Here is an 11,744-nt window from a genome sequence, read left to right as displayed (position 1 = left end):
TTAGATGCCGTCGGCCCGGAGGGTCCACCCGACCCTCTCAGCACCGCTGACGAAGCGAGGTGGGAGGCGTCCATTCCATTTCTTTTGGTTACTTTCCTCCTGGCCATACCAGAGAAAAGTGACTCGCCCTCCGCAGGAGCACGAAACGCTCTGCACTACAAAACAGCAAATCGACGCAGAGCATCGCGACTGAAGTCGCTCCCACAAGAGCAACAACAGCAACAACAGCTTTCGCGCACAGGGTGCGCTCCTACCGGATCTGGCGAGATTCGCCGGGGGCCAGGCCATCCAGGGCATGCTCGCCCACTTGCACACGGATCAGTCGCAGAGTGGGAAATCCCACAGCGGCGGTCATCCGCCGCACTTGGCGGTTGCGCCCTTCGCGCAACGAGATGCTGAGCCAACTGGTGGGGATGGACTTGCGAAAACGCACCGGGGGATCACGCGGCCACAGCCAGTCGGGCTCGGTCGCAGCTTGCGCCACCGTCGGCAAGGTCGGACCATCGTTCAACAGCACGCCGCGGCGCAGCGCCTCCAGCGCTGCCTTGTCGATCTCGCCCTCGACCTGCACCAGGTAGGTCTTGGGCTGCTTGTGACCGGGGTCGGTCAGCTGATGAGCGAGCCGCCCGTCGTCGGTCAACAGCAGCAGACCCTCGCTATCCTGGTCCAGCCGTCCAGCCGCATAGACGTCCTTTTGCCGGATGAAGTCGGCCAACGTGCGGCGACCGTCCGCATCGGTGAACTGACACAGCACCCCGTAGGGTTTGTTGAGTGCGATCAGCATGCTCGCGCCGCGTCAGGGTATGCGTGCCGTGCCTCAGTGGGCCGAGGCTGCGGACGCTGGCGCCGCCGGCTTGACGAAGCGCAGGGTCATCCGGTCGGACTCGCCAATCGCCACGTATTTCGCCTTGTCCTGTTCGCCCAGCGTGAGCGTAGGCGGCAACGTCCACACGCCCTTGGGATAGTTCTTCGTGTCCTTCGGGTTCGCATTGATCTCGCTGCTGGCATCCAGCGTGAACCCGGCATCGGTCGCCAGTTTCACCACGTAACGGGTGGGCAGGTAACCGCTTTGCTTGACCGACGCCAGCGACGCGGCATCGTCCGCACGGTGATCGACCACGCCGAGCACGCCGCCGGGCCTGAGCACCGCATAGAACGCCTTGAACATCGCCGGCGAAGTATCGGCCATCACCCAGTTGTGCACGTTGCGAAACGTCAGCACCACATCGGCCGAACCGGGCTGCCCGAATACCGGCGCCTTGGGATCGAACTCGACAAATTTAGCGTTGCCATAGTGCGGCGCATCGGCGGCGAATTTCTGGTGCAGCGCATCGCCATCGCGGCGCGCTTCGCCGCCGCCAGCCGGTATCTGCACGGCAGCGATGTAGTGCCCGTTGTCATGCAGCAGGGGCGCGAGAATTTCGCTGTACCAGCCGCTACCGGGCGTGATTTCGATCACCGTCTGATCTGGCTGTATACCGAAGAACTGCAAGGTAGCCTTGGGATGGCGGTAGACATCGCGGGCGCTGTTGGTGGCCGAGCGCCAGTTGCCGGCCAGCACGCTGTCCAGCTGGGAGGCGGTGAAATCGCTGGCACTGGTCGGTGGTACCAACCCGCCGGCGGGCTGATCCTGGCCGGCCGTCGGCGTCGGTGCCACCTGGGCAACGCTCGCCATCGGCAAACTCAGGCACGCCGCCAGCAGCACGGCACTCCAACCGGTGGCGCTGCGACGAATAGCTCCCGCTGTTACCGCTTCCGTTCCACAGTTCATCGATTACTCCTTGGTGTAATGACCATCCCCATCCGGGGCAATATGGCCAATCTGATGTGTAGGTCCGGTATTCAGAACGGCTTTGGACACATCGACTGCCGCCAAGTGCTCGTCGCCCGACGCGTGTGCTCATTCTAAAGCCTCAGTGTGTCAGCAGGAGCGGCTTCCGCTGAAACGCATCGCCGCTCTTCGGGGCATCCCGATCGTCACTGAAGCCACGGCGCAGGCCACCTCAATAGTGGATCACCGCGCGGATCACTTTCCCCGCGTGCATCAGCTCGAACGCTTCATTGATGCGCTCCAGCGGCAGCACTTCGGTGATCATCTCGTCGATCCGGATCTCGCCCGCCATATAGCGGTCGACATAACCCGGCAGCTGCGAGCGACCCTTGACGCCGCCAAACGCGGAACCGCGCCACACCCTTCCGGTGACCAGCTGGAACGGCCGCGTGCTGATCTCCTGCCCGGCGCCGGCCACGCCGATGATGATCGACTCGCCCCAGCCCTTGTGGCAGCACTCCAGCGCCGCGCGCATCACGTGGATGTTGCCGATGCATTCGAATGAGTAATCGACGCCGCCATCGGTGAGATCGACGATTACCTGCTGGATCGGCGTGTCCGGGTAGTCCTTTGGATTGACGAAGTCGGTCGCGCCGAGCGCCTTCGCCATCACGAACTTTTCGGGGTTCGTATCGACCACCACGATCCGGCCGGCCTTGGCCATCACCGCGCCCTGCACCACCGACAGGCCGATGCCGCCCAACCCGAACACCGCGACCGACGCGCCCGGTTCCACCTTTGCCGTATTCAGTACCGCGCCGATGCCGGTGGTGATGCCGCAGCCGAGCAGGCACACCTTCTCCAGCGGGGCGGCGGGGTTGATCTTCGCCAGCGAAATCTCCGGCAGCACGGTGTATTCGCTGAACGTGCTGGTGCCCATGTAGTGCAGCAGCGGTTTGCCGTTGAGCGAGAAGCGCGAGGTGCCGTCCGGCATCAGCCCCTTGCCCTGGGTGACGCGAATCTTCTGGCACAGATTGGTCTTGCCCGAACGGCAGAATTTGCACTCGCCGCATTCGGGCGTGTACAGCGGAATCACATGGTCGCCGACTTTCAGCGACGTCACGCCGGCACCAACTTCCTCCACGATACCGCCGCCCTCGTGGCCAAGGATCACTGGAAACATTCCCTCCGGATCTGCGCCGGAAAGGGTGAACGCATCGGTGTGGCAGACGCCGGTCGCCACGATGCGCACCAGCACCTCACCGGCCCTGGGCCCAGCGACGTCGACCTGCTCGATCGTTAGCGGCTTGCCTGCTTCCCAGGCAACGGCGGCGCGTGACTTCATGGCTCAACTCCTGATGACGGATTGCAACGATCGACCATCATGCCGCGTGCAGCCGGTTTGCGAAACCGCATCAGTTGAGCGCCGCGTCATCCCGCGGCGACACCGGCATCTGCCGGAAGTAATCCGCGGCCTCGGCCAGCAACCAATCGCGGAATACCTGCAGGCCACGATGTTCCTGCGAGCGCGGCGGATACACCAGCCAGTAGGCGTCCGCCACCGGTAGATAGTTGCCGCCCAGCACCCGTAGCCGACCGGCATCGATCAACGATTTCGAGGTCACCATCCGACCCAGCGCGACGCCGAGGCCTTCCAGTGCGGCATGCCGCAACGCATCGACCGTATCGAAATGCGCGACGTAGCGTTTCGGCGGCGTACCGCCGAAGCGGGCGAACCAGTCGAGCCAGCGATTGGCCGGATGCGGGTCGCCAAGCAGCGGCCATTGCGAGAGATCACTGGGATCGGCATCGCCCATCTGCGCGATCAGTTCGGGTGCGGCGACCGGTGCGATCCATTCGCCGAACAGCCGCTCGCTGTGCAAACCGGGCCACTCGCCACGGCCGTAGCGCAGGCCCACGTCGACCGGCTCACGCTCGAAATTCACCAGCACCGAAGCCGATTGCAGGCTGAGCTCCAGCTCGGGATGCGCTGCAACCAGTCGCGGCAGCCGCGGCACCAGCCAGCTCGACATGATGCCGGGGCTAGCACTCAGCGTCAGCGCCTCATGGCGGCGCTGGTGATAGCGGGACATCGCATGCTCGATGCCATCGAAATGCTCGCCCACCGCTTCAAGCAGGCTGCAACCTTCAACGGTCAGCGTGACGCCGCGCGGCCCCCGCTCAAACAGGCGTCGCTCCAGCCGCTCCTCCAGCTGGCGCATCTGGTGGCTGAGGGCGCTGACGGTGAGGTTCGCCTGCGCTGCCGCGCGCGACAGGTTACCCAGCCGGGCCACCAGTACGAACTGTTGCAACAGACCGAGCGGCAGCTTTCCCATCTTGAAATTCCTTCAAGTCTGAGTTGTGAATATATCGCTTTTTGGCGGCCTGCGGCGGCGGTATGTTGAATGCACCAGCAATCCCACCCTCCATGAGGTGCACCATGAGCTCCATCTGGACTGATCTGCTGTTGCTTCACGGTCACGCCCTTCCGGCCCATCTGCTGTGGCGGCCGAACGAAGGAATCGATTCACGCCGCGCGGGCATTGCGCTGGAGCGAGCCAGGGCCAAGGTCAAGACCCAGCCAGTGGTTCCGCCAGCACAAGATTGCGGCAAGGCGGCTTGCGCTTGATTACGTGATTGTCCGTAACCACCTCGGATGGGATGACGGCCGCCGTTCGCGGCGGCTCCCCGACCCCGCCCATCTGAGGTTTCTCATGCCATTACGCCCGCTCGGCAACTCCCCACTCTCGATCGCCCCGCTCGCGCTTGGCGGCAATGTGTTCGGCTGGACCGCCGATGAAAAGCGCTCATTCGAACTGCTCGACGCGTTCGTCGACGCCGGGTTCAACCTGATCGATACGGCGGACGTCTATTCGGCGTGGGCGCCGGGCAACCGCGGCGGCGAATCGGAAACCATTATCGGCAAGTGGCTGCAGCGCAGCGGCAAGCGCGACAAGGTAGTGATCACCACCAAGGTCGCGAAATGGGCTGAGCATCCCGGGCTGTCGCCGGTGAACATCCTGCAGGCCGTCGAGGGTTCATTGCAGCGGCTGCAGACCGATCACATCGACCTCTATCTGGCACACCAGGACGATGCCGACGTGCCGATGGCGGAGACGCTCGGGGCGTTCGCACGGCTGATCGAAGCGGGCAAGGTGCGCGCGATCGGCGCCTCCAATTTCAACGCTGATCGCTTTGCCGATGCGCTGGACATATCGAAGCAGAATCATCTGCCGCGCTATGAAGTCCTGCAGCCGGAATACAACCTGGTCAGTCGCGTTGACTATGAAAAGGACTTCGAACCGCTGATTCGCCGGGAGAACATCGGCGTGATCAGCTATTACGGGCTGGCCAGTGGTTTCCTCAGCGGCAAATATCGCAGCGCCGCGGATCTGGCCAAGAGTTCGGCGCGCGGCGGCGCGGTGAAGAAGTATCTGAATCCGCATGGCCTGCAGATTCTCGCTGCGCTCGACGCGGTCGCCGCCGAACAGGGAGCCACCACCGCGCAGGTCGCGTTGGCGTGGCTGATCGCCCGACCCGGCCTTACCGCACCGATCGCCAGCGCCACCAGCGTGGAGCAGCTCAACGAGCTGTTCGGTGCGGCGAAACTGCAACTGACCTCCAACCAGATCGCGGCACTGGATCTGGCCAGTGCCGCCTGATCAATGCTGACCGGCGCCGGCATTCGCCGGAGCGCCGGCGCTGCTGTCGGTTGCCGGCTCCGCGTCCTGGTCTTCCGGCGACTCCACCACGTAACCCTGGGCCTTGAGCTTGGCGGCATAGCCAGCAGGCGATAGCAGCTCGCTCATCGGCAACATTGCAAACGTCTGCGTGTTGCTGGTCAGTGCGGCGCGCGCGGCGTCCAGCCAGGTCGCCTCCAGTCGAGCCGGCACATCGTCGATGCCGAGCTTGTGCGCAAACGCGGCACCGGTCACGGCGGCGACACAGGTGTCGCGGCGCTCGCTGTCGGGCAACTGACGCAAGGCCTGCAGATCGCCAACGGCCCAGGCGTTGGCGCGCGCCTTCATCGTCGGCATGTCCTGCTCGATGCTGTCCAGCGTGTGGCTGAAGCACGCCGTGTCATCCAGACCGGAACTCTTGAAGTCCTTGATCGCGACACGTGGCTGCTCGACAACGAACTGATAGTCCACCGGCGTTTGCTTGACGCCGTATTGCTTGGCCAGCGCTTCCACCGTCGTGCCGATGCCACCGGAGGCGCTCAGACCATTCGCCTTGATCGCCTTCTTGTACAGCTCCTGCGCCGCAAAAATGGGCCGCCAGCGTTCAACGCTGTTGCTGCTGCCGAGATACTGCTGCTTGAGCACCTGCCAGCGCGCATACAGCGCAGCGGGCAGTACCTGCTGCAGCGTTTCGCCGTTGTCGTTCTTGCGCGCGCTATACGCCGACGGCAGCAGGAATAGCTTGCCGAAGAAGCCGGTGTTGAACTTCACCTTGATCGACGGCGACAGCAGCACCTCTTGCGATTGACCGATGATCTGGGCCAGGTCATGCGACTGCCACTGCATGTTCTGCGGCAACGGCGACAGCGTGCCCAGAACCCACATCACATGACCACCTTTGGACACCTTCCACATGCCCGGCCCCGGCTGCACACCGGTAACCGCCACGGCAGCGAGATTCGCCACGTTGGTCGACGTCGGCGGTGGCGGCACCGCGGCCGTCGTGGATTGCGCGAACGTCGGCGCAAGGCCGCTCAGGGCCAACAGGCACACAACGGATAGCAGACGCATCGGTGATGCTCCATCTCCAGAAGTGACCATTGTGTCAGGACCATCCTGACTCGGAGGTTGCCGTGATTTACGCCGGCCCGGGAACCCACCTGAAGCCTGTATGTCCGCGCTCTTGTGGGAGCGACTTCAGTCGCGATGCTCTTCTTGCAGCCCCAGAGCATCGCGACTGAGGTCGCTCCCACAGGAATCCGCTGAACTGGCCCTCAGCGCGCCAGGCGCGAGGCATCCGGATACGCTGGCACATCGACGTACTCGCCCGCGCGCAGGCGCGCCTGCACCCCACGCCACCAGGCAGGATCAAAGATCTCCGGGTGAGCCTCGCAAAGCACCTCGCGCAGTGGCGCAGGCACGCCGAGGAAATTGACGAACAGCTCGGGAAACACATCCTCCGGCGCGGCATACACAGCATCCTGCAGCGGCCGCGTCTCGTCGTCCTCGTGCAACACCGGCAAGGCGCGAAAGCGGCACTCGCCGAGCAGGCACAGCTCGTCATAGTCATAGAACACCGCGCGCCCGTTGCGCGAGATGCCGAAGTTCTTCAGCAGCAGGTCACCGGGAAAGATGTTGCTTCCGGCCAGATCCTTGATCGCCTGGCCGTAGTCGCGCATTGCACGGCGGGCCTTCTCATCGTCGACCTCGCGCACGTACAGATCCATCGGACGCAGACGGTGTTCAACGTAGCAGTGCCCGATCACCAGCTCATCGCCATCCACAGTCACCGTGTCGGCGCATTCGGCCAGCAGCTCCTCACGTAAGTTGGCGTCGATCTGGCGCAACGGAAAGCGCAGGTGACGAAACTCCTGCGCGTCGACCAGACGGCCCACGCGGTCGTGGCGAAACACCAGCCGGTATTTCTCTTCCACCTGTCTGCGCACGGTATCTTTCGGCCACGCGAAGCGGTCGCGTATCAGCTTGAACACCACCGGCAGGTCGCGCAGAGTGAACACCACCATCACCATGCCGCGCTTGCCATCGGCGTGCACCAGCCGCTCCTGCGGGTGGATCGCCAGATGGCCGAACACGCGGCGATAGCGCTCGGTCTTGCCCTGCTTGGCGCGACCCAGCACGCTGTACAACTCCTCCAGCGGTTTGTGTGGCAGCAGTGCGCGTACGAACGCCACTACCGCGCCGACATTGTCGATGTCGGCGTGAAAATAGCTGCGCGCATAACCGAACAGAATCGATACCTGCTCGCGTGTGGTGAGAAGTGCATCCACCCGCACACCGCCGTCAGCGTTCACCAGCGCAATCACCAACGGATGCCGACGGTGGCCGCCACGCAGGCGCCCGACCAGGTACGCGCGTCGCTCGCGATAGAACACCGCCTTCAGCACGTCGATCGATTCGATCGCGGGCAAGCCTGTTTCAGCCAGCCGCGCGTGCAACGCGTCAGCCAGTCGCGCTGCGCAATCGGCCGCGTCGGCATAGGCAAACCCAGTGTCTGCCAGCAGCTGTTCGCAACCCTCGGGCAGATGGGTGTCCGTCGCGTAATGTCGGTGCGGCGCCGCGTCGCTGCCTTCGGTATAGGGCTCGCGATTGAGCGCTACAAACTCGATCTCCGGCGCCACCCCGGGCGTGTGGAATTGCCTTCGCGACAATGAGCTGAACCAGGTTTTGTAGAGCTCGCGATCGGCCAGACTGGCGACCAGTTTCTCGTATTCGTGACGCATTGAGGCCCACAGCGCTCGCGCCCGCACGCGGTCGTCCAGCAACAGATCCAGCCGTCCCTGCGTCTCGCGGATGCAGATGTCGTAAAGATCGATACGCGCACGTGCATCCGCGCCGGCACCGCGCCAGTCACGCCGCTCGAAACGCCGCCGCGCGCGCCGGGTGATGTCGGCGAAACGTGCGTTGTAGTCGGCAAACGCATCCACCAGCAGCGCCGCAGCGGCGTGCGCCTGTGGGTCGGATACGTGGTGATGATTCGATGGGCTGACATCCATGGCGGCAGTGTAAGTGGTGTTTTCCCTTTCCCTTGTGGGATCAAGAACAGAGATCAAGAGCGACCCCACCCCAACCCTCCCCTGCAAGCAGGGGAGGGAGCACTGTTGTGCACCATGGCCCTGCCCTGCCAGCAAGTCAGGGAGCACTGCTGCCGGCTTTGCACCTCCCCCTGCTTGCAGGCGTGGTTGGGAGGGGGTGAAGCTTTTGATCTTTGGGCGAAGAGCGACCCCACCCCAGCCCTCTCTTGCCAGCAGTGGAGGGCGCACTGTTGCGCGCCATGGCCCTGCCCTGCCTGCAAGTCAGGGAGCACGGCTGCCGGCTTTGCTCCTCCCCCTGCTTGCAGGGGGAGGTTGGGAGGGGGTGAAGCTTTTGATCTTCGGGCGAAGAGCGACTCCACCCCAGCCCTCCCCAGCCAGCAGTGGAGGGCGCACGGCTCCTGCAGTCGCAACATAGTCCCCACCCTCCAAAAAAAACGGGGCGCCGAAGCGCCCCGTTCCAGCCATCCGTTTGGACGACGAATTACATCGCCGCGATCAGCGCATCGCCGAACTCGGAGCACTTCACTTCCTTGGCGCCTTCCATCATGCGGGCGAAGTCATAGGTGACCGTCTTGGCGGCGATCACCTTGTCCATCGCGCGGATGATTGCGTCGGCCGCTTCGTTCCAGCCCAGGTGACGCAGCAGCAGCTCACCGGACAGGATCACCGAACCCGGGTTGACCTTGTCCAGCCCCGCGTACTTCGGCGCGGTGCCGTGGGTCGCCTCGAACACAGCGTGACCGGTGACGTAGTTGATGTTGCCGCCCGGCGCGATGCCGATGCCGCCGACTTCCGCCGCCAGGGCATCGGAGATGTAGTCGCCGTTGAGGTTGAGCGTGGCAACCACGTCGTACTCTTTCGCACGGGTCATGATCTGCTGCAGGAACGCATCGGCGATAACGTCCTTCACCACGATCTCGTTACCGGTCTTCGGATTCTTGAAGCTCATCCACGGGCCGCCATCCAGATCGACGGCGCCGAATTCGTTCTTCGCCAGCGCATAGCCCCAGTCGCGGAACGCGCCTTCGGTGAACTTCATGATGTTGCCCTTGTGCACCAGCGTCACCGAGCGGCGATCGTTGTCGATCGCATACTTGAATGCCGCGCGCACCAGCCGCTCGGTGCCTTCCTTCGAGACCGGCTTGATGCCGATGCCGGAGGTTTCCGGGAAGCGGATCTTCTTGAAGCGATCCGGGAAATGCTCTTTCAGCAGGGCCAGGAATTTCGCCGCCTCGGGCGTGCCTTCCTGGAATTCGATACCCGCGTAGATGTCCTCGCAATTCTCGCGGAAGATCACCATGTCGACGTCTTCCGGCTTCTTCACCGGCGACGGCACGCCCTTGAACCAGCGCACCGGGCGCAGGCAGGTGTACAGATCCAGCTGCTGGCGCAGCGCCACGTTGAGCGAGCGGATGCCGCCACCGACCGGCGTGGTCAGCGGACCCTTGATCGAGACCAGATAGTCACGGCAGGCCTCGACGGTTTCCTCGGGCAGCCAGCTACCGGTTTCGTTGAATGCCTTTTCGCCCGCCAGGATTTCCATCCAGTGGATCTTGCGCTCGCCGCCGTAGGCTTTGGCCACCGCTGCATCCAGCACACGCACCGAGGCGCGCCAGATATCCGGACCGATCCCGTCACCTTCGATGAACGGCACGATTGGCTGGTTCGGCACATGCAGCTTGCCGTCGGTGATGGTGATCTTGCTGCCACCGGTCGGCGGCGTGGGCTTGCTGTCAGACATGTAAATCTCCGGCTGGGAATCAGGGATCTGGAAAAGTCAGGACGGAGATGGCACCGCCCGGCGCAAACACAAGACACCCATTTTCGCCCCATCCGGCCGCAATGACCATGTCTGGGACATACAGCAGCGTACTGTTCCGCTCTGCGGGGGGAACTGGCTCACGATACGCAACGCCGCCGCCCGAAAATTTGTCTGCACGCAACAGACAGCGTCGCCGAGCGACTCGTCGGCGGCCGCCGGTCGCGCAGACGGCGCAAAGGCGCAGCTGGACTGAAAAAGTTCGATGCGCGAGTTGCCGCTTCAGTCCTGAATAGGAGCGCGGCACAGACGCAAGAAATCACGAGGAATCAGGAGCGTGGCATGGCCGCATTCCTGATTCCCCGATTTCGGCGGGCTATTTATTTCGCCCTATCCCCTGGCCGGCGATCTGCGTGCCGATCGAGGAAACCTTCAGCAAACTGAAGCTTACTGGTGCCCAGCGGTGCTGGCGGACGGTGGGGTCATGGGCGCGGTGCTGGCCGGCGGCGGCATGGCAGCCGTGCTGCTGGCTGGCGGCGTCATGGCGGTGCTGGCGGCCGGCGGAGCCATCGCCGTGGATGCAGGTGCCGTATTCGGTGCCGGCGCGGGTGTTGGCGTAGCGGATTCGTCGTTGTGGCCACTACAGGCACTCAGGGCCAGTACGGCGGCCAGCGATAGGGCGCAAATCAAAGGTTGACGTGTCATCTTCATGGGGCATCTCCTGCTTCAGGGCTGGCGGGTTTTATGGTCCATCGAACGCGCGCTCCGTTTCGGAACGCCCTCACTCATAGCTACCTGACGGTTAACTGATCGTGAGTATGGGGTAGCAGTCTATATCTCGCGGGTCAAATATGGGTGACGTGTGGTTTACGAGTCGTAGGAACATGGCGGTGTTCCCAACGCAGGGCGGCGCAGGATCTCATTAATCTATCTGAGGTTACCTGATTGAGCATTCACCCCAGGCGCCTGCCAGCCGACCATATCCGCGCTGAGCTCCTTTATCGCGCCATTGAGTGTTGGGCTGCGTCGTACACGGACCTCCCCTGTGTCGGAAATTCAGTAAAGCCAAAGCAACGGCGCAGCCAACCCAACAAGTTCATGAATAAGAGGAAGAGCAGCGTCTGCTAGCAGAACGTCCCCGCTAGGCGAGGCGCGCTCTTCCGGCGCACACCATTAGCGCCCGCCAGTCCTGTCACTAGGGGGGAGGGAGAGAGGGCTGACGGGCACCCAATGGTGTGGACAGGCTATCGATGCCGCACAGCAAGTGACATCAGACGATTCTGAAAAGTGGATTCAGCGTCTTGAGCGCGCGACGGGCTGCGGGAAGGTCACAGGCTCCGAGAAAAACCTGTGGGAGCGACTTCAGTCGCGATGTGGCTCGTAGAGCCATCGCGACTGAAGTCGCTTGTATGTTTGACGGCGGCGAGTCAGAAAGGGCTTGCCGGGGTGGAGGGACCTTAGCCGCATCTGGCCGTAGGCAC

Annotated in this window: 10 protein-coding genes; 3 read left to right on the top strand and 7 right to left on the bottom strand. The window is 63.4% G+C overall.

The window, feature by feature from the left end; genetic code table 11:
- Nucleotides 1-250 precede the first annotated feature (250 nt).
- The 4 genes from HDE77_RS20110 to HDE77_RS20095 form a co-directional block, all read right to left on the bottom strand.
- The gene (locus HDE77_RS20110) at nucleotides 251-784 is read right to left on the bottom strand and encodes a pseudouridine synthase (RefSeq protein ID WP_184419703.1); all 534 of its coding nucleotides are present in this window, start codon (nucleotides 782-784) and stop codon (nucleotides 251-253) included.
- A gap of 33 nt (nucleotides 785-817) precedes the next feature.
- Complete coding sequence (locus tag HDE77_RS20105; RefSeq protein WP_221444391.1) at nucleotides 818-1,675, bottom strand: methyltransferase; 858 nt, start codon at nucleotides 1,673-1,675, stop codon at nucleotides 818-820.
- A gap of 328 nt (nucleotides 1,676-2,003) precedes the next feature.
- A complete protein-coding gene (locus tag HDE77_RS20100; RefSeq protein WP_184419702.1) occupies nucleotides 2,004-3,116 on the bottom strand; it encodes an S-(hydroxymethyl)glutathione dehydrogenase/class III alcohol dehydrogenase in 1,113 nt (370 codons plus the stop codon).
- Nucleotides 3,117-3,186: 70 nt separating this feature from the next.
- Nucleotides 3,187-4,107, bottom strand: a complete 921-nt coding sequence (locus HDE77_RS20095; protein ID WP_184419701.1) for a LysR substrate-binding domain-containing protein — start codon at nucleotides 4,105-4,107, stop codon at nucleotides 3,187-3,189.
- A 104-nt stretch (nucleotides 4,108-4,211) separates the two neighbouring features.
- Here HDE77_RS20095 and HDE77_RS20090 point away from each other — a divergent pair, with 104 nt between their 5' ends.
- Together HDE77_RS20090 and HDE77_RS20085 are read left to right on the top strand one after the other, a co-directional pair.
- Nucleotides 4,212-4,400, top strand: a complete 189-nt coding sequence (locus HDE77_RS20090; protein ID WP_184419700.1) for a hypothetical protein — start codon at nucleotides 4,212-4,214, stop codon at nucleotides 4,398-4,400.
- A gap of 85 nt (nucleotides 4,401-4,485) precedes the next feature.
- Nucleotides 4,486-5,433 carry an aldo/keto reductase gene (locus tag HDE77_RS20085; RefSeq protein ID WP_184419699.1) on the top strand — a complete coding sequence of 316 codons (948 nt, stop codon included), beginning with the start codon at nucleotides 4,486-4,488 and terminating at the stop codon, nucleotides 5,431-5,433.
- Here HDE77_RS20085 and HDE77_RS20080 read toward each other — a convergent pair whose 3' ends face one another.
- From HDE77_RS20080 to icd, 3 genes are all read right to left on the bottom strand, one after another.
- Complete coding sequence (locus HDE77_RS20080) at nucleotides 5,434-6,522, bottom strand: TraB/GumN family protein (RefSeq protein WP_184419698.1); 1,089 nt, start codon at nucleotides 6,520-6,522, stop codon at nucleotides 5,434-5,436.
- 203 nt (nucleotides 6,523-6,725) lie between these two features.
- A complete protein-coding gene (gene aceK, locus HDE77_RS20075; protein WP_184419697.1) occupies nucleotides 6,726-8,465 on the bottom strand; it encodes a bifunctional isocitrate dehydrogenase kinase/phosphatase in 1,740 nt (579 codons plus the stop codon).
- A 520-nt stretch (nucleotides 8,466-8,985) separates the two neighbouring features.
- Complete coding sequence (icd, locus tag HDE77_RS20070; RefSeq protein WP_184419696.1) at nucleotides 8,986-10,245, bottom strand: NADP-dependent isocitrate dehydrogenase; 1,260 nt, start codon at nucleotides 10,243-10,245, stop codon at nucleotides 8,986-8,988.
- A gap of 502 nt (nucleotides 10,246-10,747) precedes the next feature.
- Here icd and HDE77_RS20065 point away from each other — a divergent pair.
- A complete protein-coding gene (locus HDE77_RS20065) occupies nucleotides 10,748-10,960 on the top strand; it encodes a hypothetical protein (RefSeq protein ID WP_184419695.1) in 213 nt (70 codons plus the stop codon).
- Nucleotides 10,961-11,744: the final 784 nt, after the last annotated feature.

The sequence above is a fragment of the Rhodanobacter sp. MP7CTX1 genome (assembly GCF_014205795.1).
In the GTDB taxonomy this organism is placed as follows: Bacteria; Pseudomonadota; Gammaproteobacteria; order Xanthomonadales; family Rhodanobacteraceae; genus Rhodanobacter.
The sequence above is the reverse complement of the archived record's forward strand: the minus strand, read 5'-3'. Positions and strand labels throughout refer to the sequence as shown.